General features: G+C 71.5%; 19 protein-coding genes. 9 read left to right on the top strand and 10 right to left on the bottom strand.

Features of this window, described 5'->3' with window-relative positions; translation table 11 throughout:
- Window positions 1-79: 79 nt before the first annotated feature.
- Window positions 80-1,033, bottom strand: coding sequence for a pirin family protein (locus tag ACRAS8_RS18475; RefSeq protein ID WP_438487145.1), 954 nt, complete (start codon window positions 1,031-1,033; stop codon window positions 80-82).
- A 194-nt stretch (window positions 1,034-1,227) separates the two neighbouring features.
- Window positions 1,228-1,698, bottom strand: a complete 471-nt coding sequence (locus ACRAS8_RS18470) for an SseB family protein (protein WP_016571781.1) — start codon at window positions 1,696-1,698, stop codon at window positions 1,228-1,230.
- A gap of 190 nt (window positions 1,699-1,888) precedes the next feature.
- Here ACRAS8_RS18470 and ACRAS8_RS18465 point away from each other — a divergent pair, with 190 nt between their 5' ends.
- From ACRAS8_RS18465 to ACRAS8_RS18435, 7 genes are all read left to right on the top strand, one after another.
- Window positions 1,889-3,715: an acyl-CoA dehydrogenase gene (locus tag ACRAS8_RS18465; RefSeq protein ID WP_438487144.1), complete on the top strand. Its 1,827-nt coding sequence runs from the start codon at window positions 1,889-1,891 to the stop codon at window positions 3,713-3,715.
- 302 nt (window positions 3,716-4,017) lie between these two features.
- Window positions 4,018-5,313 carry a M18 family aminopeptidase gene (locus ACRAS8_RS18460; RefSeq protein WP_438487143.1) on the top strand — a complete coding sequence of 432 codons (1,296 nt, stop codon included), beginning with the start codon at window positions 4,018-4,020 and terminating at the stop codon, window positions 5,311-5,313.
- A 1-nt stretch (window position 5,314) separates the two neighbouring features.
- Window positions 5,315-7,291, top strand: coding sequence for a BTAD domain-containing putative transcriptional regulator (locus ACRAS8_RS18455; protein ID WP_438487142.1), 1,977 nt, complete (start codon window positions 5,315-5,317; stop codon window positions 7,289-7,291).
- 160 nt (window positions 7,292-7,451) lie between these two features.
- Window positions 7,452-8,243 carry a DUF4232 domain-containing protein gene (locus ACRAS8_RS18450; RefSeq protein WP_438487141.1) on the top strand — a complete coding sequence of 264 codons (792 nt, stop codon included), beginning with the start codon at window positions 7,452-7,454 and terminating at the stop codon, window positions 8,241-8,243.
- Between the two features lie 294 nt (window positions 8,244-8,537).
- Window positions 8,538-9,434, top strand: coding sequence for a hypothetical protein (locus tag ACRAS8_RS18445; RefSeq protein ID WP_438487140.1), 897 nt, complete (start codon window positions 8,538-8,540; stop codon window positions 9,432-9,434).
- Between the two features lie 185 nt (window positions 9,435-9,619).
- Window positions 9,620-10,525 carry a helix-turn-helix domain-containing protein gene (locus ACRAS8_RS18440; RefSeq protein WP_438487139.1) on the top strand — a complete coding sequence of 302 codons (906 nt, stop codon included), beginning with the start codon at window positions 9,620-9,622 and terminating at the stop codon, window positions 10,523-10,525.
- 151 nt (window positions 10,526-10,676) lie between these two features.
- On the top strand, window positions 10,677-11,324 hold the full coding sequence (locus ACRAS8_RS18435) for a DUF4232 domain-containing protein (RefSeq protein ID WP_438487138.1): 648 nt from the start codon (window positions 10,677-10,679) through the stop codon (window positions 11,322-11,324).
- Between the two features lie 48 nt (window positions 11,325-11,372).
- On the opposite strand, the gene ACRAS8_RS18430 is transcribed toward ACRAS8_RS18435, so the two are convergent.
- Complete coding sequence (locus tag ACRAS8_RS18430; protein WP_438487137.1) at window positions 11,373-13,217, bottom strand: NHL domain-containing thioredoxin family protein; 1,845 nt, start codon at window positions 13,215-13,217, stop codon at window positions 11,373-11,375.
- A 266-nt stretch (window positions 13,218-13,483) separates the two neighbouring features.
- Window positions 13,484-13,705, bottom strand: coding sequence for a hypothetical protein (locus ACRAS8_RS18425; RefSeq protein WP_438487136.1), 222 nt, complete (start codon window positions 13,703-13,705; stop codon window positions 13,484-13,486).
- Between the two features lie 453 nt (window positions 13,706-14,158).
- Here ACRAS8_RS18425 and ACRAS8_RS18420 point away from each other — a divergent pair, with 453 nt between their 5' ends.
- Window positions 14,159-14,983, top strand: a complete 825-nt coding sequence (locus ACRAS8_RS18420) for a maleylpyruvate isomerase family mycothiol-dependent enzyme (protein WP_438487135.1) — start codon at window positions 14,159-14,161, stop codon at window positions 14,981-14,983.
- Between the two features lie 119 nt (window positions 14,984-15,102).
- Here ACRAS8_RS18420 and ACRAS8_RS18415 read toward each other — a convergent pair whose 3' ends face one another.
- The 3 genes from ACRAS8_RS18415 to ACRAS8_RS18405 form a co-directional block, all read right to left on the bottom strand.
- On the bottom strand, window positions 15,103-16,356 hold the full coding sequence (locus ACRAS8_RS18415) for an MFS transporter (protein WP_438490523.1): 1,254 nt from the start codon (window positions 16,354-16,356) through the stop codon (window positions 15,103-15,105).
- A 107-nt stretch (window positions 16,357-16,463) separates the two neighbouring features.
- Window positions 16,464-17,156 carry a GntR family transcriptional regulator gene (locus ACRAS8_RS18410; protein WP_438487134.1) on the bottom strand — a complete coding sequence of 231 codons (693 nt, stop codon included), beginning with the start codon at window positions 17,154-17,156 and terminating at the stop codon, window positions 16,464-16,466.
- Window positions 17,157-17,315: 159 nt separating this feature from the next.
- Window positions 17,316-18,167: a GNAT family N-acetyltransferase gene (locus ACRAS8_RS18405; protein ID WP_438487133.1), complete on the bottom strand. Its 852-nt coding sequence runs from the start codon at window positions 18,165-18,167 to the stop codon at window positions 17,316-17,318.
- Between the two features lie 206 nt (window positions 18,168-18,373).
- Here ACRAS8_RS18405 and ACRAS8_RS18400 point away from each other — a divergent pair, with 206 nt between their 5' ends.
- Complete coding sequence (locus tag ACRAS8_RS18400; RefSeq protein ID WP_398197657.1) at window positions 18,374-18,553, top strand: hypothetical protein; 180 nt, start codon at window positions 18,374-18,376, stop codon at window positions 18,551-18,553.
- Between the two features lie 101 nt (window positions 18,554-18,654).
- On the opposite strand, the gene ACRAS8_RS18395 is transcribed toward ACRAS8_RS18400, so the two are convergent.
- From ACRAS8_RS18395 to pdhA, 3 genes are read right to left on the bottom strand one after another with little or no spacing between them, the layout of a single operon-like run.
- Window positions 18,655-20,127 carry a dihydrolipoamide acetyltransferase family protein gene (locus tag ACRAS8_RS18395; protein ID WP_438487131.1) on the bottom strand — a complete coding sequence of 491 codons (1,473 nt, stop codon included), beginning with the start codon at window positions 20,125-20,127 and terminating at the stop codon, window positions 18,655-18,657.
- Between the two features lie 23 nt (window positions 20,128-20,150).
- Entirely contained in the window at window positions 20,151-21,134 is a 984-nt protein-coding gene (locus ACRAS8_RS18390; protein WP_438487129.1) for an alpha-ketoacid dehydrogenase subunit beta, read from the bottom strand.
- Between the two features lie 2 nt (window positions 21,135-21,136).
- Complete coding sequence (gene pdhA / locus ACRAS8_RS18385; RefSeq protein WP_438487128.1) at window positions 21,137-22,354, bottom strand: pyruvate dehydrogenase (acetyl-transferring) E1 component subunit alpha; 1,218 nt, start codon at window positions 22,352-22,354, stop codon at window positions 21,137-21,139.
- Window positions 22,355-22,449: the final 95 nt, after the last annotated feature.

Here is a 22,449-nt window from a genome sequence, read left to right as displayed (position 1 = left end):
GCGTTTCACGTGAAACACGGGTGCGGGGGCGGTGTTTCACGTGAAACACCGCCCCCGCGATCCCGCCTTCGGCGGCCGCTCACAGCGCGTCGGCGGGAACCGTTCCCAGTCGGCCGGCCTGGAAGTCCTCGAAGGCTTGGGCCAGTTCGGCGTGGGTGTTCATCACGAACGGGCCGTAGTGCATCATCGGCTCGCGGATCGGCAGCCCGCCCAGCAGCACCACCTCGAAGTTCGGGCTGCGCGACTCCTTGCTCCGGTCGGCCCGGATCGTGAGCGCGTCTCCCTCGCCGAAGACCACCGCCTGCCCCATGTGGAACGGGCGGCCCTCCGCGCCGGCGGTACCGCTTCCGGCCAGGGCGTAGGCAAGGCCGTTGAAGTCAGCGCGCCAGGGCAGCGTCACCTCGGCCCCCGGGTTCACCGTCACATGCATCATCGTGATGGGCGTGTGGGTGATGCCCGGCCCCTGGTGGCCGTCGAGGTCGCCGGCGATCAGCCGCAGCAGCGCACCGCCGTCGGCGGAGGTCAGCAGCTTGACCCTGCCGCCGCCGATGTCCTGGTAGCGCGGCGCCATCATCTTGTCGCTCTTCGGGAGGTTCACCCACAGCTGGAGGCCATGGAAGAGGCCGCCCGACATGACCAGCGACTCCGGCGGCGCCTCGATGTGCAGCAGGCCGGAGCCCGCCGTCATCCACTGGGTGTCGCCGTCGTTGATGACCCCGCCGCCACCGTGGGAGTCACGGTGCACGAACGTGCCGTCGATCAGATACGTCACGGTCTCGAAGCCGCGGTGCGGGTGCCAGGGCGTGCCCTTGGGCTCTCCGGGCGCGTACTCCACCTCGCCCATCTGGTCCATCATGATGAACGGGTCGAGGTACGTGTAGGCGATCCCGGCGAAGGCGCGGCGCACCGGGAAGCCCTCGCCCTCGAAGCCGCTCGGGGCAGTGGTGACGGCCAGTACGGGCCGAGTGCGCGCCCCGGCGGGTGCGGCCACCCTCGGCAGGGTCAGCGGATTCTCCACGGTCACGGCGGGCATGACGGCCTCCTCGGTCGTTCGCGCTTCAATCAAGTTAGTTGAAGTCTGAACAACTGGCAAGGCGTGCGGCATTCCCGTTTCGGCTCCACGGACATTTCCGCAGATCAGCGAGGGAGAAGAAGGGAGCCGGCAAGGAGAAGGGGCGGGCGCGACCCACCCCGAGGTCACCATCGACCGGCGCGGCGCGAGGGCTGCTAGCCGTACATCCGGCGCATCGCGAAGTCGACCATCTGCTCCACGGCCTTGGCGTCGAAGACCATCCGGTGGTCGCCCTCCATGTCGAGGACGAAGCCGTAGCCGGTCGGCAGCAGGTCGAGCACCTCGGCGCCGGTGATCACGAAGTACTTGGACTCCTTGCCCGCGTAGCGGCGCAGCTCCTTGAGCGAGGTGAACATCGGGATCACCGGCTGCTGGGTGTTGTGCAGCGCCAGGAAGCCGGGGTTGTCACCGCGCGGGCAGTAGACCTTGGAGGTCGAGAAGATGCCCTGGAAGTCCTCGGCCGACATCGAGCCGGTCGTGAAGGCCCGCACCGCGTCGGCGAGCGAGGGCGGGGACGGCTCGGGATACAGCGGCTGCTCGCCATAGCCCCCGGGGGCCGGTTGCTGCGGCGGGGGCGGCGCTCCGTACTGCTGCCCGGCACCCGCGTTCTGGTCGTAGCCGTACATGTGCCACAGCGTACTGAGTCGGGCCGGTGCGGGGGACGCTCGTCACAGATCGGCCGTAAGGGGTTGCTTCTTATTACCCGTGGGTAGCATCATCGTAGCTACTTGCTGGTATTGCGTATCGAGGTCCCTTCCTCGCGTCGAGGTCTTCCCTCGTACAGAGGCCCTCCCGAACCCTTACGGAGCCGTACCCATGGGGCACTACAAGTCGAATCTCCGCGACATCGAGTTCAACCTCTTCGAGGTGTTCGGCCGTGACAGCGTGTACGGCACCGGACCGTTCGCGGAGATGGACGTCGACACCGCCAAGAGCGTGCTCTCCGAGATCGCCCGCCTCTCGGAGAACGAGCTGGCCGATTCGTACGCCGACGCCGACCGGAACCCCCCGGTCTTCGACCCGGACACCAACACCGCGCCGGTGCCGGACACCTTCAAGAAGAGCTACCAGGCGTACATGGACGCCGAGTGGTGGCGGCTGGGCATCCCGGAGGAGATCGGCGGCACCACGACGCCGCGTTCCCTGCTGTGGGCCTTCGCCGAGTCGATCCTGGGCTCGAACCCCGCCGTGTGGATGTACGCCTCCGGCCCCGCCTTCGCGGGCGTGCTCTTCGAGGAGGGCACGGAGCAGCAGAAGCACATCGCCAAGGTCGCCACGGAGAAGGGCTGGGGCTCCACCATGGTGCTGACCGAGCCCGACGCCGGCTCGGACGTGGGCGCCGGCCGCACCAAGGCGGTCAAGCAGGAGGACGGCTCCTGGCACATCGAGGGTGTGAAGCGGTTCATCACCTCCGGTGAGCACGACATGGCGGAGAACATCCTCCACTACGTCCTCGCCCGCCCCGAGGGCCACGGCCCCGGCACCAAGGGCCTGTCCCTCTTCCTCGTGCCGAAGTACGAGTTCGACTTCGAGACCGGTGAGCTGGGCGAGCGCAACGGCGTCTACGCCACCAACGTCGAGCACAAGATGGGCCTGAAGGCGTCCAACACCTGCGAGATGACCTTCGGCGACCGCCACCCCGCCAAGGGCTGGCTCATCGGCGAGAAGCACGACGGCATCCGCCAGATGTTCCGGATCATCGAGTTCGCGCGGATGATGGTCGGCACCAAGGCCATAGCCACCCTCTCGACCGGCTACCTCAACGCCCTGGAGTACGCCAAGGAGCGCGTGCAGGGCGCGGACCTGGCGGCGTTCACCGACAAGGCCGCCCCGCGCGTCACCATCACCCACCACCCCGACGTGCGCCGCTCCCTGATGACGCAGAAGGCGTACGCCGAGGGCATGCGCGCCCTGGTGCTCTACACCGCCACCGTCCAGGACGAGATCATCGTCAAGGAGGCCGCGGGCGAGGACGCCTCCGCCGCGCACGCGCTGAACGACCTCCTGCTGCCGATCGTCAAGGGCTACGGCTCGGAGCGGTCCTACGAGCAGCTGGCCCAGTCGCTGCAGACCTTCGGCGGCTCCGGCTACCTCCAGGAGTACCCGATCGAGCAGTACATCCGGGACTCCAAGATCGACACCCTCTACGAGGGCACCACCGCCATCCAGGGCCAGGACTTCTTCTTCCGGAAGATCGTCCGCAACCAGGGCGCCGCGCTGACCGAGCTGGCCGGGACCATCAAGACGTTCCTGGCCGACGGCGAGGGCGGTGCCGAGCTGGAGCAGGCCCGCGGTGAACTGGCCAAGGCCGCCGAGGCGCTGGAGGCGATCGTCGGCGCCATGCTGACCGACCTCGCCGCCACGGAGCAGGACGTCAAGTCCATCTACAAGGTCGGTCTGAACACCACCCGCCTCCTGATGGCCTCCGGTGACGTCGTTGTCGGCTACCTCCTCCTGAAGGGCGCGGCGGTGGCCGCCGCGAAGCTGGCCGACGCGTCGTCGAAGGACAAGCCGTTCTACGAGGGCAAGATCGCCGCCGCGAAGTTCTTCGCGCACAACGTCCTGCCGGGCGTCGCGCTCCAGCGCACGCTGGCCGAGTCCATCGACCAGTCCCTGATGGAGCTCGACGAGGCCGCGTTCTGAGCCTCCGCTGAGTTCTGACGGTCCGGGATCTGTTCCCGGACCGTCACAGCTTTCTCACAAACCTCTCAGAATCACTACTCACACTGAAGGGGCCCGCCTCTCTTCCCCCGGGGGGCGGGCACCGTCGTGCCGGGACGGCCGAGGCGGACGAGCCCGGCGAGGCGCGTGCGGCCGAACGGTACGGGGAATCGCGCGCTCCGGCGGCACCACCGCTCCGCGTTGGGGAAATCGTGGCCGGAAGGCAATGGAGTCGCCCCCCATGGGCACGCGGAAGAGCGGAGTCGGCTCCTTATGCTGAATCCATGACCAACTCCGCCCGCTTCGACCGCGGCCACACCGACGACCTGATGTCCTTCCTCGCCGCCAGCCCGTCGCCGTACCACGCGGTGGCGAACGCGGCGGAGCGGCTGGAGAAGGCCGGCTTCCGGCAGGTGGCGGAGACCGACGCCTGGGACGGCGGGAGCGGCGGACGCTATGTGCTGCGCGGCGGCGCGATCATCGCCTGGTACGTGCCCGAGGGCGCGACCCCCGCGACCCCGTACCGCATCGTCGGGGCACACACCGACTCCCCCAACCTCCGTGTCAAACCGATCCCGGACACCGGTTCCCGCGGCTGGCGGCAGATCGCGGTCGAGATCTACGGCGGGACGCTCCTCAACACCTGGCTCGACCGCGACCTGGGGCTCAGCGGCCGGGTGACGCTGAGCGAGGGCGGCAACCGGCTGGTCAACGTGGACCGGCCGCTGCTGCGGGTGCCGCAGTTGGCCGTGCACCTGGACCGGTCGGTGAACGCCGACGGCCTCAAGCTCGACAAGCAGCGCCATATGACACCGATCTGGGGGCTGGGCGAGGTCGCCGAGGGCGATCTGATCGCGTTCATCGCGGAGGAGATCGGCGTCCCGGCCGCGGAGATCAAGGGCTGGGACCTGATGGTGCACAGCGTGGAACCGCCCGCCTATCTCGGACGTGACCGCGAACTTGTCGCCGGGCCGCGGATGGACAACCTGCTGTCCGTGCACGCCGGTACGGCCGCACTCGCCGCCGCGGCCGCCGTCGGCAGCCGGCTCACCAGCATCCCGGTCCTGGCCGCCTTCGACCACGAGGAGAACGGCAGCCAGTCGGACACCGGCGCGGACGGCCCGCTGCTCGGCACGGTGCTGGAACGTTCGGTCTTCGCCCGCGGCGGCAGCTACGAGGACCGGGCGCGGTCCTTCGCCGGCACCATCTGCCTGTCGTCGGACACCGGGCACGCCGTGCACCCCAACTACAGCGACCGGCACGAACCGGGACACCACCCGATGCCCAACGGCGGGCCGATCCTCAAGGTCAACGTCAACCAGCGGTACGCCACCGACGGCAGCGGCCGGGCGGTGTTCGCCGCGGCCTGCGAACGGGCCGGTGTGCCGTGGCAGTCCTTCGTGTCGCACAACTCGATGCCGTGCGGCACCACGATCGGCCCGATCACCGCCGCCCGGCACGGCATCCAGACCGTGGACATCGGCGTCGCGATCCTGTCCATGCACTCGGCCCGCGAACTGTGCGGCGCCCAGGACCCGTACCTGCTGGCGAACGCCCTGACGGCCTTCCTGGAGAGCTGAGTTGGAATTCTCGCTGCTCGGCCCGATCTCCGTGACGAGCGGTTCCGGGGAGCTGTCGCTCGGGCCCGCCAAACGGCGCAGTGTGCTGGCACTGCTGCTTCTGCAGCCCAACACCACCGTTCCACTGGAGCAGTTGATCGACTCCTTGTGGGAGGACGAACCACCCGAGCACGCCCGCACGGTCGTGCAGGGACATGTCTCGCGGCTGCGCGCCACGCTGGCCGCGGGCGGCGCCGAGGCGTACGGCATCGAGCTGGCCACCCACGGCTCGGCCTATCTGCTGCGGCTTCCGGAGGAGCTGATCGACGCCCACCGGTTCGGCGAGCTGGTCGCGTTGGCCCGCCCGGAGGCCGCACCCGGCGATGCGGTGCCGCTGCTGCGCGAGGCGCTGGGACTGTGGCGCGGGCCCGCGTTGACCGGCACGGTCACCAGCCCGCCCTTCGCGGCCGCCGCACACGCTCTGGAGGAGCGCAGGCTCTCCGCGGTCGAGGCACTGGCCCGGGCCTACGGCGCGCTCGGCGAGCAGGAGCAGGCCGCGGCGCTGCTGTACTCCGCGGCCGTCAACCACCCGCTGCGGGAGGGGCTGATCGCCGCGCTGATGCGGGCGCTGTTCCGGACGGGACGGCAGTCCGACGCGCTGGAGTGGTACCACCGCACCCGGCGGCTGCTCAGCGAGGAGCTGGGCGTCGATCCGGGTGAGCGGCTGCGTGCGGCGTACGAGGAGATCCTGCGGGCCGAGGCCACGGACGGGGGCCGGAAGGCGGCGGAGCCGGCACGCGGCGGCCAGGGCGCTGCGGCCGGCGAGCCCGCGTTTCACGTGAAACATCGCAGCGACGCGCCGTCCACCGAGGGCGGACGGCCGGGCACGGCGGCGGGGGCGGAGCCCGTCCGCGGCAAGACCGGTACGGCGCCGCGGCTGCTGCCCCGGCCGCCCGCCCGCTTCCTGGGGCGCGAGGGCCAACTGAGCGCCCTGACCGAGGCGTTGGCGGACCGTACCACGGGGGAGAGCCCGCTGGCGGTGGTCGCGGGCCCGGCCGGGGTCGGCAAGACCGCCTGCGCCGTGCAGTGGGCGCATCTGCACGCCGGCGCCTTCCCCGACGGGCAGCTCTTCGCCGATCTGCGCGGCTTCGGCGAGGGCGACGAGGCGGCACCGGCCGAGATCCTGCGCGACTTCCTGCAGGCACTCGGGATGCCCCCGGAGCGGGTGCCCACCTCCGCCCAGGCCGCCTCGGCGCTGTTCCGCTCGCTGGTCGCCGACCGGCGGCTGCTGGTCGTGCTGGACAACGCGCGGAGTTCGGCGCAGGTGCGGCCGCTGCTGCCCGGGGGCCCGCACTGCGCCACCGTCGTCACCAGCCGCAGCCGGCTCGACGGGCTGGTGGCCACGGACTGCGCCCGGCCGGTGGGCCTCCAGGCCCTCGGCCACGAGGAGGGCGCGGCGCTGCTCGGGGCCATGCTCGGGTCGGAGCGGGTCGCGGAGGACCCGGCCGCGGCCCGGGAACTGGTCGACCTGTGCGACGGGTTGCCGCTGGCGCTGCGGGCCGCGGCCGCGCAGCTGACCGCCCGGCCACGGTGGCGGCTGGCCAGGCTGGCCTCGGCACTGCGCGACGAGCGGCGGCGGCTGACACTGCTGTCGGCGGAGGACACCGGGATCGCGGCGGCGCTGCGGATGTCCGTCGCCCGGCTGTCCGCGGACGACGCGCGGCTGCTCCGGGCGCTGGCGAACAGTCCCGACGGCCATCTCAACGCCTCGGCGGCCGCGGCGCTCGCCGGGTACGACCAGGAACGCACCCAGGACGCGCTCGAACGGCTCGCGGATATGCACCTGGTGGACGAGGAGGCCACCGATGTCTACACCATCAGCACCCTGACCCAGCTGTTCGCCCGGGACGAGGGCGGGGACGGCGCACGACGGGGGGAGCGCGACGACGGCACGGAGCCCGGTGGCCGGGGCGGGCGCCCGGACGGCGGGGCCGGCTGAGCAGCGCCACCGAACGAGGCGGGCGTTAGGCAGGCGTTAGCCGGACGGCAGCGGCGCTCGGCAGTCTTGTGACGGACCACAGGACAGACCGGCCCGGGCCGACCACCCGGGCCGGACCACGGGGCGCACCTCAGCCTCTGCCGACCGGGGGAGACCGGATATGCCACGCACCGACGCCACCGCAGCCGCCCGTCCCGCCCGCACGGCCCGCCGTCGTACGCTGCGGCTCGCCGCGGCCGGGCTGAGCGTCCTCGCCGCGTTCACCCTCACCGCCTGCGGCCAGGACAACCCGCTCAGGACCAGCGACGCCAAGCCGTTCAATCCGGCTCCGCAGGACTCCGAGGACCCGGCGGCCAACGGTGCGCACGCCGGGCAGGAAGGCAGCGCCTCGGCCGGCGAGGGCGACGGCGGCTCGGCGGGCAAGAGCGGCACCACCGTCACCGAGAGCGCGGCCGGCGGCGCAAAGCACGCTTCCACGGGCGGTGCGGGCCGGTCCGCCGTCGGTGGAGGCCAGGGCTCCGGTGCCCGGCGGACCGCCTGTGACGCGGCCAGGATCCGCATCGTGGCGAAGCCGCTGACCCGCCCGATCAACCATCTGCTGCTGCAGGCCACCAACACCTCCGGCGTCACCTGCGACCTCTACGCCTACCCCTACCTGCGGTTCGACGACGCCCAGGCGCCGCTGGCCGACATGCCGGACAGCAAGCCACAGGCGGTGGTCACCCTGGCGCCGGGGCAGTCCGGCTACGCCGGAGTGCTGCTGTCCGGCGCCGACGGCGGTGCGCACGGCCGCAAGGCGACCTCGCTGTCCGTCTACCTCGCCGGCCGCGATGGTCAGGGGAGCGTCGGCGGCTCGGCGCGGGTGGCGCTGCCCGGCGGCTCGGCGTACCTCGACGACAACGCACGGGTCTCGTACTGGCAGACGGATCCGAACACCGCCGCCTCCTGGTAGCCGGACCGCCGCCCGAAGGCGGTCCCCCGAAGCAGGGCGTCCGCACCTCCCCCGCGGGCGCCCCTTCTCCTGTCGACGCTGTCCCGTCATGTCCCACGCGGCCCCCGCCGGTGTCCCGAGAACACCCGCCCTACGCCACGTTTCCGCAGGTCAAAGCCTCACTGGAGGCGAAGCACATCCCACGGTACGGGGATCGGCGGCCGCCCGGCCGCCTACCGCCCCACCATGGTCTCCATCGCCGCGAGCCGACCACACGGGCGGCACAGGGACCGAGGACGCGGAGGGGCACCGGGCATGGACGAACACGGCACCAGGCAAGCGGGGGAGGCCACCCACTCCGTGGAGCCCGGTCGGGCCACGGCCCGTCGGACCCTGCTGCGCCGGGTGGTTCCGGCGGTCGCCGCGGCCGGTCTCGCCGCGGGCGGGGCCGCCGGGGTCGCACACGGCGCGGCACCCGGGGCCCGGAAGGCCGCGGCCGCCGACTTCCCGACCTGGGGCACCCGTTGGGTGGTGCACACCACCGCCGACACACACTCCCCCACCGTCGGGATGATCGACACCGCCGGGCCGGGACGGGACCGGATCACCGCCGACTACCAGGTCGACACCGGCCGCCGGATATGCGAGGGCAGCGCCTGCTCGACCTTCGTGGCCCACCTCACCCGACCGGTCAGCGGCTACCTCACCGTGGTCGCCGTGGACATACCGCAGGACCGGCTGCCGGGGATACCCGTCCAGGGCGGTCCGCCACCGCAGCAGGGCACCTCGCGCCAGGAGACGCTGGCGCGCGCCGCCACCTGGCTGACCGCCGACAACGGCACGCAGGTCCCGTACAGCCAGGCCAAGGTCTGGAAGGACGGCTACCGGCAGGACTGCTCCGGATATGTGTCGATGGCCCTCAAGCTGCCGACGCCGGGCACCAACACCGTGGGGCTGGCCACCGACCGCAGCCTCACCCGGCCCCTGTCGCCGGGCGAACTGCGGGGCGGGGACCTGCTGATCGACGCCACGGGCGACAACAACAACCGGCATGTCGTCATCTTCGAGAAATGGAACAACGCCGCGCACTCCTCGTACACCGCCTTCGAGCAGCGCGGCGGCCATGGCACCGACCACCGGAGCCTGACCTACGGACTGCCGGGCGGCGACAGCGAGTTCAAGCCCTACCGGCCCGTGGCGTTCGGCGACTGAACGGCGCGGACGGCGGCCGGTCCGTCCGGCGGGTCCGAGCCACGGAATCCGCGGAGCGGGCGGCGCACTGTTTCACGTGAAACGTCACCGAACGGTCCGCGTTCGTTCCGGATCGGGTAACGAGGGGCACTTCCGTCACAGGGGAGCGGAAGTGCCCCTCGCACGCGCAGGGCCACTGTGCTGGAATGCGAGACGTGCCTGGCCATGAGAACCACGCCACGAACGTCCGCCGCAAACCACTGGCCCCGCTCCCCGCCGAACTCTCCGGCCCCGTACGCGACTTTGTCTCCGCACTCCGCCGGATGCACGGCGAACTGGGCCACAGCCTCCAGGAGTTGGCGGGACGGCTGCCGGCCAGCCGCTCGTCCCTCTCGCGGTATCTGCGCGGGCAGAGCCTGCCCGACGAGCGGCTGCTGGTGCAGTGGTGCAAGCTCTCCTTCACCGGCGAGGACCGGCTGCCCGCGCTGGTGGAGCTGCTGCACCGGGCCCAGGAGGCGGCGGACGACGCGCCGGCACCCGCCGCGGCACCGCGCACCGGGGCGGGAGCGGACACCGAAAAGCCGGTGGAACAGGCGGGACCGGCCGGCGCGGAACCCGGGGACCTCCCGCCCCGGCGGCGCCGGCTGCGCCTGGCGCTCGCCGGACTCGGGACCGCCGCCGTCCTCGCCGGGGCCGCGTTCGCCGTCCTCGCGCTGACCGGCTCCGGTCCCGCGGGCCGGGCGGACGGGGGCGGCAACGGCCGGGGCCCGTCCGCGGCGAGCCCGGGCCCGGCGACCGGGCCCGCCCAGGTCACCGTGAACAACGTCGAACAGGTCTGCCGGCAGAGCCGTACCGACTACTGCGCGCTCGGGCTGGCGCGCGACCCCTATGCGCCGTACCGGCGGCCCAACGTCGTGGGCCACGTCTGGCACGGTGACCTGCTGCGCGCCGACTGCAAGATCGCCGACGGGATCACCGTCACCGACGAAGTGGGCGGGCACAGCAGCATCTGGTTCCGGGTCGAGCACGGCGGCGGTCCGGCCTGGCTGCCGGGCATCCGCGTCCGGCCGGAGCAGCTCGACGACGCGCTGCCGCGCTGCGGAAACCGCTGAGGGCCGGGTTTGGCGGGCGGCATCGGGGAAAGACGAGCGCTGGGCCGTGCGGAACGGACCCGCCCCGGCCCTCCCGGCGGCGATCGCTATCGTGGCCGTGCCATGGCGCAGCCGCCCCGCTGTCCGCAGTACTTCTCTGGGGGAACCTTCCATGACCGCACGACGCACCCGTCGCCGCTCCGCCGCGTACGCCGCGCTCGCGCTCGGCCTGGCCGGCTCACTCGCCCTGACCGGCTGCAACAGCAGCACGTCGAAGTCGAAGAAGAGCTCGTCGTCGTCCTCCAAGAGCAAGAAGCGGAAGATCATCGGTGGTGGCGCCGCGGCGGCGGGAGCGGGTGCGGGTGCGGCGGCGTCCCGGCCGGCGCGGCCCTGCCGCCCCAGCACCTACAAGCTCCGGTTCTCCCAGAAGTCGGGCCCCAAGGGCCAGGTGACCATCGAGTTCAAGAACACCGACACCCGCGCCTGCTACCTCGACAACGCTCCGCTGCTGTACTTCAACAACGCGAAGAACCCGCTGCCGACGGTGAAGGGCACCAGCTCCACGAGCACGGTCACCGTCCGTCCGCGCAGCTCCGCCTACGCGGTCGTGCCCACCAACACCCCGGCCGCCAAGGGCACGGAGCAGAAGTCCGTGCTCGTCAACTTCATGGGCGCCCACGCGGACTCCAGCCCCTACGGGCCGGCGGTCACCTTCGACTTCGCGGAGAAGCGCGCCCACATCTCGGTCGGCACGAGCAAGGTGACCAACTGGAACCGCAGCCTCGCCGGCGCCAGGCTCGAAGCCGGCGTCGGCGACTGACCCGACGCCGGTCCCCGAACGCTGCGGGCGGTCCCGGCGGGACCGCGGCTACTCCGCGTCCAGCCCCGCCAGCACCAGCCCCATCCGGGCCGCACCGTCCGGGGTGATCCGGACCGGGACGCCCCAGTCCTGCTGGTGCACATGGCAGGCCGGGTACTCGATGTCGGCAGCGTCGTCACAGGACGCGGCCATCGCCGAGACATGCAGCACGCCCTCGGTCACACCGTCCGAGAGGACCAGGTCCCGCGCCAGATCGGTGCCCGCGCCCGCCCCCTCGGCGAGGAGTTCCGGCGGTGTGGCGCTGACCAGGAGCCGCGTCGAGGGCCCGTAGCGGGTGTCGAGCTTCTGGCCGGCCGGGGCCTGGAAAACCACGTCCAGCCGGAGCGTGCCGGGGGCGATGTCGGTGGCGGCGCGCTGGGTGCGGTGGGCCACCGACTCGACGCGGACCGCCTCCTCGGGGAGCCGGAGCCGGGTCAGCCGGTGCCGCGCGGACTCCACCACCACGATGTCGCCGTCGACGAGGACCGCCGCGGAGGGCTCTCGCAGATCGGTCGCGAGCGTGGTCACCTCGCCGCTCGCCGGGTCGTAGCGGCGCAGCGCGTGGTTGTAGGTGTCGGCGACGGCGACCGAGCCGTCGGGCAGCGCGGTGACACCCAACGGGTGCTGGAGCAGGGCCTGTTCGGCGGCGCCGTCGCGGTGCCCGAAGTCGAAGAGTCCGGTGCCGACGGCCGTGCGGACGATATAGCCGTCGGCCGGGGCGTCCGGGTCGCCGGTCGCCGCCCGCTCGATCCAGCGGACCGCGCTGGTCTCGGAGTCGGCGATCCACAGCCGGTCGCCGCCCGCCGCGAGCCCGGAGGGCTGGGCGAACCACGCCTCGGCGGCGTCGCCGTCGACCAGGCCCTCGTTGGTGGTGCCGGCGGCCACCGCCACCGTGCCGTCGGCCGGGTCGTAGGTCCAGATCTGGTGGACGCCGGCCATCGCGATCCACAGCCGGTCCTGCCACCAGGCGACGTCCCACGGCGAGGAGAGGTCCACTTCACGCGCCGGGCCGGAGGTCGGCGAGCCCTGCCACCACTGCCTGCCGGTGCCGGCCACCGTCTCCAGGGTGCCGGTCGCGGGGTCGAGGACCCGGATGGCGTGGTTGACGGTGTCCGCGACGGCGACCCTGCCGTCGGGCAGCAGCGCCAGCCCCTGCGGCTCGTTGAAGGAGTCCGGTCCCAGCCCGCGCTCGCCGGTGCCGATCCGGCGCAGCACCTGCTCGCCGTCGGCCGCCAGCTCCACCAGCTGGTGCCGGGTGGTGTCGGAGACCAGGAAGGTGCCGCCGGGCAGCCGTACCGCCTTGCCGGGGAAGCGGAGGTCGGTGGCGACCGGCTCCGGCGCTACGTAGGGGCCGTCGCCGCGCCGCAGCGTGCCCTTCGCGCCGTGCTCGGCGATCAGCTCCTCGATGAGGCTCTCGATGGCGTGCGCATGGCCCTCGCCCGCGTGCTGGGCCACGACATAGCCCTCGGGGTCGATCACCACCAGCGTCGGCCAGGCCCGCACCGCGTACTGCTTCCACGTGGCCAGCTCGGGGTCGTCCAGGACGGGGTGCTCGACGCCGTACCGCTCGACGGCGTCGACGACGGCCTGGTGCTCGGCCTCGTGGACGAACTTCGGGGAGTGCACGCCGATGATCACGACCGAGTCGCGGTGGCGCTCCTCCAGCTCCCGCAGCTCGTCCAGGACGTGCAGGCAGTTCACACAGCAGAACGTCCAGAAATCTACAATGACGCACTTACCTCGCAGGTCAGCGAGGGTCAGATTCTTGCCACCCGTGTTGAGCCACCCGCCCTTGCCGATCAGCTCAGGGGCACGGACGCGGGGACGGGGTGAAGCGGGGGAGGCAGCGTTCATGGCCTCAAGGGTGCCATCCGAGCATGAACGCAGGATCACAGGCTGACGGCACCGTCGGAAGCCCCGCCCATGCGCCACGGGGGCAGCGCACAAACGGGGGTGAATGACGGGGCATTGCCCGCGCTTCTCGTGTCTAGCGGAGCAGGGCCTCTGACGACGGGGGATCACCCATCGTTGCGGGCACGGCGCCCTCATTCGGCGGGCCGGCAGTGTTGCAGTGCGGGCACCACCAGTGGCCGCCTTGAACGTTCATCCGGCCACCGCAATCACTGCACGTCACGCTTGCCTCCCTGATGCTCTTGATAGGCCATCGCGGCTTTGTACGCCTCGGCATTGAGCTTGTGGGTGCACTTGTCTGCCTCGGCTTCGGTGTCGAAGAACGCGCCATACATCCGGCCGTCCTCCCCTTCGACGTGTGCGAGGTGACCGTCAGGGCTGCTGACGACGTACCACCGGTTCTCGCGCTCGTCATGCCGTGTTTCGAACATGCTTATTTCTCCGCCGAGTTGAGGGCTTCGTCACCTGTGACGGTAGTGGTTGTTCGCCCTCCGTCCACATATGCGTCAAAGCCCCTCTACCACCCCCTTCTCAGGGGGATGAGCAGGGGTCGCCCGACCGCGCCGGGTTTCCGTGACCCGGCGCCGCTGATCGCCGTCGCGGTGTCCGTGATCCGGATGGCCGAGCGGGAACGGGGGGATGACTGAGGAAGGACGCGACCTACCGGTCAACCAGCCTGAACGGGCGGGAATTGACCGATATCGCCAGCTCAGTGCCCATCGGGAGCGGCAAATCGCGCACAGTACCACCGGCAGTGCTTTCGAGCGGCCCCGTCGTCGAACATCCACCTACGATGGTCACCCGAAAGCGCTGCCGGGGTGCCCGTGCGCAGCGTAACTTAACTGCCAGACAGCAGCCCGCGTACGAACCGTTCGAGGGGTCCCGTGACCGTCCATCCCAGCCTTCAGTCCTCCATCGATGCCTGGACTCACTCCATAGAAGCGATAACCGAGCTGGTGACGCCGCTCGTCGAGGGCGAGTGGAACAGGGCGACGGACCTCCCAGGTTGGTCCGTGCGCGACATCGTCTCCCATGTCATCGGCCTGGAATGCGAGATGCTGGGCGACCCCCGGCCGATCCACACGCTGCCACGCGATCTCTACCACGTGCGCACCGAATCGGCCCGCCGGATGGAGGTCCAGGTCGACGTCCGCCGGCACCACACCGCGCCGGAGATGCTCAGCGAGCTCGAATACACCGTCATCCGGCGGTCCCGGCAGCTGCGGAACGAGACCCGCCGGCCGGACAGCGTGGTGCGCAGCCCGCTCGGCGAGGAGCGTCCCCTCGAATTCGTCCTGGAACAGCGGGCGTTCGACGTCTGGGCACATGAGCAGGACCTGCGCCGTGCGCTCGGCAAGCCCGGCAACCTCGACTCGCCCGGCGCGCTGGTGACCCGTGATCTGCTGGTGCGGGTCCTGCCCGGCATCGTCACCAACCGGGCCAAGGCACCGGCCCGTTCGGCGGTGGTCTTCGACATCAGCGGTCCGATGGAGTTCATGCGCACCGTGCGGGTCGACGACGAGGGCAAGGCCACCGTCGACGGCAGCGTCTCGCTGGGGCCGACGGTGACGCTGGCGACGGACTGGGACACCTTCCATCAGCTGGCCTGCGGCCGGGTCCGTCCGGCTGCCGTCGCCGAGCAGGTCAAGATCGATGGTGACCAGGAGCTGGCCCGGGCCATCCTCGACAACTTCGCGGTGACGCCGTGACGCCATGACGCCGGATCGCTGTTTCACGTGAAACATGCGGCCTTCGCCGCTGTCGACGCCGATGCCGCTGTGCCGCCCCGAGGCGTGTGCTCCGGAGGCGGCACCGGCACCGGTCGCTCTCAGGCCGGGACGTGCACGGCCTCGACCCTGCTGACGACCAGCCGTTCCCGCTCCCGCCGGGCCGCCCGGCCGCGCAGTCGCAGGATCTGGGTGACGCCGAGCGCCTCCAGCACGAAGACCGAGGCGAAGGCGATCCGGTAGTTGTCGCCGGTGGCGTCGAGGAGGACGCCGACAGCGAGCAGGGTGGTCATCGAGGCGGTGAAGCCACCCATGTTGACGATGCCGGACGCGGTGCCCTGGCGCTCCGGCGGGTTGGCCGGCCGGGCGAAGTCGAAGCCGATCATCGAAGCGGGGCCGCAGGCGCCCAGCACCGCACAGAGCACGATCAGCAGCGCCATGGGCGCATGCGCGGCGGGCCAGCTCAGGGTGAGCGCCCACAGCAGGGCGGTGGTCACGACGGTGCCCAGCGCCAGCGGCATACGGGCCGCGTGGTGGCGGGCGATGACCTGCCCGTAGACCAGGCCCACGGCCATGTTGGAGAGCACGACGAGGGTCAGCAGCTCACCGGCCGTGCCACGGGAGAGGCCCTGCGCCTCCACGAGGAACGGCAGGCCCCACAGCAGCAGGAAGACCATCGCCGGGAACTGCGTGGTGAAGTGCACCCACATGCCCAGCCGGGTGCCGGGCTCGCGCCAGGCGTCGGCGATCTGCCGGCGGACGAACGCCACGCCGCCGTGCTCGCGGGCCACGGGCGGCGGGGCGAACCCCTCGGGGTGGTCCTTGAGGAAGAGCAGCAGCAGGACCAGCACGGCGATCCCGCCGACGGCGCTGCCGGCGAAGGTCGTCGTCCAGCCGAAGGTGTGCAGCAGCCGGGCCAGGACGAGCGTGGAGATCAGGTTGCCCGCCATCCCGACCAGGGCGGCGACCTGCGCGATCATCGGGCCACGGCGGGCCGGGAACCACCGGGAGCCCAGCCGCAGCACGCTGATGAACGTCATCGCGTCGCCGCAGCCCAGCAGCGCCCGTGAGCCGAGCGCCATGGCATACGAGTCCGAGAACGCGAAGCCGAACTGCCCGGCGGTGTAAAGGATCACGCCCAGCGCCAGGACCTTCTTCGCGCCCAGCCGGTCGACCAGCAGACCGACGGGTATCTGCATCCCCGCGTAGACCAGCAGCTGGAGGATGGAGAAGGTCGAGAGCGCGGAGGCGTTGATGTGGAAGCGCTGCGCGGCGTCCAGGCCGGCCACGCCGAGGCTGGTGCGGTAGGTGATCGCCACGAAGTAGACCGCGACGCCGATGCTCCAGACGGCCACCGCCTTCCGGCCGCCGGGCGGATCCGAGGGCAGCAGCCGGGCGCCGCCCGCGCCTATGCCACCGCCGGTGGAACTGCTGCTTCCGGCGGCGCCGTCGGCACTGCCACTCATCGCTCGTCCCCCCGCGCGAGATTGCGGACCCAGCTGACGTGCCGCTGCACGGCGTCGGTGGCGGCCTCGGCGTCACCGGCCCGCAGCGCCTCCAGGATTTCGGTGTGCTCGGCGATGTTCTTGGCGATCCGGTCGGGGTGGGCGTGCATCACCGCAACGCCCATCCGCAGCTGCCGGTCGCGCAGTTGCTCGTAGAGCCGGTCGAGGATCTGGTTGCCGGCGCTGCGCACGATGGCGGCGTGGAAGGCGCGGTCGGTGACCGACACGGCGGCCAGGTCGCCCGCCGCGGCCTGCTCGCGCATGGTCTCCACCAGCTCGGTCAGCTCGCTGATCAGCGCCTCGGCGGCGGGCACGGCCTTGGCCGCCGCGTGCTTCTCCACCAGCAGCCGGGTCTCGACGACGTCGGCGATCTCCTGTGCGGAGACCGGCAGGACCAGCGCGCCCTTCTTGGGGTAGAGCTTGATCAGCCCTTCGGCCTCCAGCCGCAGCAGCGCCTCGCGCACGGGGGTGCGGGAGACCCCCACGGCCTCGGCGAGCTCCCCTTCGGTGAGCAGCATCCCGCCCTCGTAGCGGCGCTCCAGGACGGCGTCCTTGATGTGGGTGTAGACCCGCTCGGCGGCGGGGGGCTGTTTGGCGGAAACGGGACCGGTCTCCCTTGTGGGGACGGCGGAGGTGGACGCTGACGGCATGCACACAGGATAGATACAACAGCTCCGCGGCCGGTACTCCGTTCCGCGATGCGGACGATCTAGGGGCGGTTTGCCCTGGTAGTGGCGTTATGGAGGGGCGGCCGGGGCCCTCATCGAGCCACCGGCCAGCCCCTGTTCAGGCTGCCATCCGCACCTGATTCAAGCCGTCATCCGCCCCTGCGCGACCAGGCGGTCCACGACCTGGCGATGGGCGGGCGCGCAGCGCGCGAAGGACTCCGCACGGTCGAACCACGCGTACTCGGCGATCTCCCGGCCGGGAGCCGGCTCGATGTCCTGGGGACCACCGGTGAAACAGGTCATGTGGAGCCGGCGGCCGTTCTTGCCGTGCGCGACGTCGTGGACGACGAACGCCTCCGACAGTTCTTCGGCGGCGATCCGCAGGCCGAGTTCCTCGGAGAGCTCCCGGGCGAGCGCCTGGCGCGCGGTCTCCCCCGGCTCGTACTTGCCGCCGGGGAGGTAGAAGGTGTCGTTGCCCCGCGTCCGCACGCTCAGCAGCCGCCCGTCGCGCACATGCAGCCAGGACACCGACCGCAGCGGCGCCTCGCGGACCATGGTGATCAGTGGGTGGCCGGTCCGGTCGTCGATCCGCCGCCCGCTCTCGGTGAAGCCCAGGTGCGCGGAGAACCGCCGGGCATGGGCGTTCTCCTCGAAGACCTCAAGGGTCAGCGCGCCGTACCGCGCGGCCGCGTGCTCCACCAGCTCCCGGCCGGTGCCGCCGCCCTGCGCCTCGGGCGCCACGAACAGCCCGCCGATCTCGACGCCGTCGTCTCCGCCGCCCAGCAGCCCGAGCAGTCCGATGACCGCCCCGTCGCGCTCGGCGACCCAGTTCTCCGCGCGGACGAGATACACCTCACGGAGGACCCGGGCCCGCTCCCCCTCGCCCTCCCCCTCGATGAACGGATGCGCCTGCCGCGACGCCCTGGACCACAGAGCGCAGACCGCGTCCTGATCTGCGTCGCGGTAGCGCCGGATGTTCGTGTGACTGCTCATTGAGCCGACCGTAAACAGCCGGGCCCACGGCGGCAAACCCATTCCTCTCCGGCGCCCGCCCCGGTCGGCAGGGGGACCCCAGGGGGATCCCGGGTCCGACTCAAGGTGTACGCGAGTCCGTACCTGACGCGTACGGAACGGGCCGGAATCCGTGGGTGAATGGAGGCACGGAGCCGATACGGCCTACCGCACAAGGGGAGTTGACCATGCAGTCCAGGACGCACACCGGCCGCCGCGCCCGCAACGCCGCCGTGCTGGCCCTGATCGTCGCCGCCGTCTGGGCGGGCGCCGCACTGACCCGTGGCGCCGCCGCACAGGCCGACCCGTCCGCCCCGACCGGCCCGCTGGCGCACTTCAGCCGCGCGGTCGAGCTCGTCCGGGGCTGAGCAACGCCGAGGGGCGGTGTTTCACGTGAAACGCACCGACCGTTTCACGTGAAACACCGCCCCCGCTGCCGTGACGGGCCCGGCCGGTCAGTCCCGGTGGCTCACGCCCAGGTGATCAGCCGCTTGGGCCGCTCCAGGATCGCCGCGATGTCCGCGAGCAGCTTGGAGCCCAGCTCACCGTCGATCAGACGATGGTCGAAGGAGAGCGCGAGGGTGGTGACCTGGCGCGGCTTGACCTTGCCCTTGTGGACCCACGGCTGGAGCTTGATCGCGCCGAAGGCGAGGATCGCCGACTCCCCCGGGTTGAGGATCGGCGTACCGGTGTCGACGCCGAAGACGCCGACGTTGGTGATGGTGACCGTGCCACCGGCCATCGCCGCCGGAGAGGTCTTGCCCTCTCGGGCCGTCGCCACCAAATCAGCCAGCTCCGTGGCGAGTTGCGGAAGCGTCTTGACGCCCGCGTCCTTGATGTTCGGGACGATCAGCCCGCGCGGGGTGGCCGCGGCGATGCCGAGGTTGATGTAGTCCTTGTAGACGATCTCCTGATTCGCCTCGTCCCAGGCGGCGTTGACCTCCGGGTGACGCTTGATGGCGACCAGGAACGCCTTGGCGACCAGCAGCAGCGGGTTGATCCGCAGCCCGGCCAGGTCCGGGTCCTGCTTCAGCTCCTGGACGAGCTTCATCGTGCGGGTCACGTCGACGGTGATGAACTCCGTGACGTGCGGCGCGGTGAAGGCGCTGGCGACCATCGCCTGGGCGGTGGCCTTGCGTACGCCCTTGACCGGTACCCGGCGCTCGCGGGCGGTGTCGAAGGCGACGACGGGTGCCGCCGCCGGGGCGCCCGCCTCGGGCGCGGCGGGCGCGACGGCCGGCGCCTCGGCCGATGCGGCGGCCGCGTGGACGTCGTCACGGGTGATGACGCCGCCCGGCCCGGTCGGGGCGACCGTCGCCAGGTCGATGCCCAGATCCTTGGCGAGCTTGCGGACCGGCGGCTTGGCCAGCGGACGCTCGCCGACCGGGGCCGAGGCGGCGGGCACCACGGGCGGCGCCGGAACGGCGACCGGGGTGGCGGCCGGAGCCGGCGCGGTCCGCCCGTTCAGCTCCGCCTGGAGCCCGGCGGTCACCGGCTCCTGCTGCGCCGGCACCGGCTGCGGCCTGCGCGCCCGGCGCTTGGTCGAGGACGGCGCGGCACCATAGCCGACCAGCACCGCCTGCCGGCCCTGCGGCTCGGCGTCCTCCCCGGCCTCCGCGGCGGGCGCCGCGGCCTGCGCGGGCTGCTCCTGGACGGGCCCGGCGCCGGGGTCGGTGTCGACGGAAATGATCACGGTGCCGACGTCGACGGTGGTGCCCTCGTCGAAGTTCAGCGTGTGCACCACCCCGTCGTAGGGGATGGGCAGTTCGACGGCGGCCTTGGCGGTCTCCACCTCGCACACGACCTGGCCGTCGGTGACGGTGTCACCGGGCTGGACGTACCACTTGAGGATCTCGGCCTCGGTGAGCCCCTCGCCCACGTCGGGCATCTTGAACTCGCGGATGCGCTGCGTGTTCGCGGCGCCGGCGGTCCCTGCAGTCATGGTCACGACTCTCCTCACAGCCCTCAGTACGCCAGCGCGCGGTCAACGGCGTCGAGCACCCGGTCCAGCCCCGGAAGGTACTCGTCCTCCAGCCTGGACGGCGGATAGGGGGCGTGGAAGCCGCCGACCCGCAGCACCGGTGCCTCCAGGTGGTAGAAGCAGCGCTCGGTGATCCGGGCCGCGATCTCCGCACCGGAGCCGAAGAAGACCGGCGCCTCGTGGACCACCACCAGCCGGCCGGTCTTCTCGACCGAGGACTGCACGGTGTCGAAGTCGATCGGGGAGATCGAGCGCAGGTCGACGACCTCGACCGACTTGCCCTCCTCGGCGGCGACCTTGGCGACGTCCTCGCAGACCTTCACCATCGGGCCGTAGCCGGCCAGCGTGAGATCGGAACCGGTCCGGGTGACCCGGGCCCTGTGCAGCGGGTCCGGGATCGACTCGGTGTCCAGACGCGACTTGTCGTGGTAGCGGCGCTTGGGCTCGAAGTAGATGACCGGGTCGTCACCGGCGATGGCCTGCTGGAGCATCCAGTAGGCGTCGGAGGAGTTCGAGGGCGTGACGATCTTGAGGCCCGCGACGTGCGCGAACAGCGACTCCGGGGACTCGGAGTGGTGCTCGACGGCGCCGATGCCGCCCCCGTACGGGATGCGGATGACGACCGGCATCTTGACCTTGCCCAGCGCCCGCGCGTGCATCTTCGCGAGCTGGGTGACGATCTGGTCGTAGGCGGGGAAGACGAAACCGTCGAACTGGATCTCCACGACCGGGCGGTAGCCGCGCAGGGCCAGACCGATCGCGGTGCCGACGATGCCGGACTCGGCGAGCGGGGTGTCGATCACCCGGTCCTCGCCGAAGTCCTTCTGGAGCCCGTCGGTGACCCGGAAGACGCCGCCGAGCTTGCCGACGTCCTCGCCCATGACGAGGACCTTGGGGTCGGCCTCCATGGAGGCCCGCAGCGAGGCGTTGATCGCCTTGGCGATGGTGATCTTCTCGTGGACGGCCATGGTCAGTTCCCCTCCGCGGCGGCGTCGGCGTCGGCGAAGGACGCCTGGTAGGCGGCGAACTGCGCGCGCTCCTCGTCGACGAGCGCGTGCCCGTCGGCGTAGACGTTCTCGAAGATCGCCATGTGGTCCGGGTCGGGCATCGCCCGTACCGCGTCGCGGACCCGCTTGCCCAGGGTCTCGCTCTCCTCGTCGATCGCCGTGAGGAACGCGTCGTCGACGATCCCCTCGGCCTCCAGGTACTTCCGCAGCCGCAGGATCGGGTCCTTGGCCTCCCAGGCTAGCCGCTCCTCGTCGGCGCGGTAGCGCGTCGGGTCGTCGGAGGTGGTGTGGGCGCCCATGCGGTAGGTGAACGCCTCGACGAGCGTGGGGCCTTGGCCCGTGCGCGCCCGCTCCAGCGCCGCCCTGGTCACCGCCAGGCAGGCCAGGACGTCGTTGCCGTCGACCCGTACACCCGGGAAGCCGAAGCCCTGGGCGCGCTGGTAGAGGGGCACGCGGGTCTGCTTCTCGGTGGGCTCGGAGATCGCCCACTGGTTGTTCTGGCAGAAGAAGACGACCGGGGCGTTGTAGACCGCGGAAAAGGTGAAGGACTCGGCGACATCTCCCTGGCTGGAGGCGCCGTCGCCGAAATACGCGATGACCGCGGAATCCGCGCCGTCCTTCTGCACGCCCATCGCGTAACCGGTCGCGTGCAGCGTCTGCGAACCGATGACGATGGTGTAGAGGTGGAAGTTGTTGCTGTTGGGGTCCCAACCGCCGTTGTTGACACCGCGGAACATCCCCAGCAGGTTCGTCGGGTCGACGCCGCGGCACCAGGCCACGCCGTGCTCCCGGTAGGTGGGGAAGACGTAGTCGTCGTCGCGCAGCGCACGGCCCGAGCCGATCTGGGCGGCCTCCTGGCCGAGCAGCGAGGCCCACAGGCCCAGTTCCCCCTGGCGCTGCAGAGTGGTGGCCTCGGCGTCGAATCGCCGGGTCAGCACCATGTCGCGGTAAAGCCCCCGCAGTTCCTCGGGAGAGAGGTCGATCGCGTATTCCGGGTGCTCGACCCGCTTCCCTTCCGGGGTCAGCAGTTGTACGAGCTCGTTCTGCTCCGCCTGGTCCGGCCGGGCGCTGTTCCCGGCCCTGGACTGCGTCTCCTTTTTCGCCGGGGACGCCTTTTTGGCGGTGGTGCGCTTGCTGCCGCCGCGGGCGGTTTTCCGCTCGGCAGTGCCTTCCACGGTCACGTGCTGCTCCTCCGTCTGTCCGGCCCCCGGGGTCCGCCGGTGGCCGTTTGCGGCTCACCCGGTATCCGATACGGCGCACGGGGTGTGTGCGAACG

Source organism: Streptomyces sp. S186 (assembly GCF_051603415.1).
In the GTDB taxonomy this organism is placed as follows: Bacteria; Actinomycetota; Actinomycetes; order Streptomycetales; family Streptomycetaceae; genus Streptomyces.
The sequence above is the reverse complement of the archived record's forward strand: the minus strand, read 5'-3'. Positions and strand labels throughout refer to the sequence as shown.

What these genes read in the sequence shown, in the direction of transcription:
- ACRAS8_RS18435 (WP_438487138.1), top strand. Translation starts at nt 10,677, where the DNA reads ATGACCGCACGACGCACCCGTCGCCGCTCCGCCGCGTACGCCGCGCTC.
- ACRAS8_RS18475 (WP_438487145.1), bottom strand. Translation starts at nt 1,033, where the DNA reads ATGCCCGCCGTGACCGTGGAGAATCCGCTGACCCTGCCGAGGGTGGCC.
- ACRAS8_RS18390 (WP_438487129.1), bottom strand. Translation starts at nt 21,134, where the DNA reads ATGGCCGTCCACGAGAAGATCACCATCGCCAAGGCGATCAACGCCTCG.
- ACRAS8_RS18460 (WP_438487143.1), top strand. Translation starts at nt 4,018, where the DNA reads ATGACCAACTCCGCCCGCTTCGACCGCGGCCACACCGACGACCTGATG.
- ACRAS8_RS18410 (WP_438487134.1), bottom strand. Translation starts at nt 17,156, where the DNA reads ATGCCGTCAGCGTCCACCTCCGCCGTCCCCACAAGGGAGACCGGTCCC.
- ACRAS8_RS18470 (WP_016571781.1), bottom strand. Translation starts at nt 1,698, where the DNA reads ATGTACGGCTACGACCAGAACGCGGGTGCCGGGCAGCAGTACGGAGCG.
- ACRAS8_RS18425 (WP_438487136.1), bottom strand. Translation starts at nt 13,705, where the DNA reads ATGTTCGAAACACGGCATGACGAGCGCGAGAACCGGTGGTACGTCGTC.
- ACRAS8_RS18395 (WP_438487131.1), bottom strand. Translation starts at nt 20,127, where the DNA reads ATGACTGCAGGGACCGCCGGCGCCGCGAACACGCAGCGCATCCGCGAG.
- ACRAS8_RS18445 (WP_438487140.1), top strand. Translation starts at nt 8,538, where the DNA reads ATGGACGAACACGGCACCAGGCAAGCGGGGGAGGCCACCCACTCCGTG.
- ACRAS8_RS18465 (WP_438487144.1), top strand. Translation starts at nt 1,889, where the DNA reads ATGGGGCACTACAAGTCGAATCTCCGCGACATCGAGTTCAACCTCTTC.
- ACRAS8_RS18430 (WP_438487137.1), bottom strand. Translation starts at nt 13,217, where the DNA reads ATGAACGCTGCCTCCCCCGCTTCACCCCGTCCCCGCGTCCGTGCCCCT.
- ACRAS8_RS18440 (WP_438487139.1), top strand. Translation starts at nt 9,620, where the DNA reads ATGCGAGACGTGCCTGGCCATGAGAACCACGCCACGAACGTCCGCCGC.
- ACRAS8_RS18400 (WP_398197657.1), top strand. Translation starts at nt 18,374, where the DNA reads ATGCAGTCCAGGACGCACACCGGCCGCCGCGCCCGCAACGCCGCCGTG.
- ACRAS8_RS18405 (WP_438487133.1), bottom strand. Translation starts at nt 18,167, where the DNA reads ATGAGCAGTCACACGAACATCCGGCGCTACCGCGACGCAGATCAGGAC.
- ACRAS8_RS18450 (WP_438487141.1), top strand. Translation starts at nt 7,452, where the DNA reads ATGCCACGCACCGACGCCACCGCAGCCGCCCGTCCCGCCCGCACGGCC.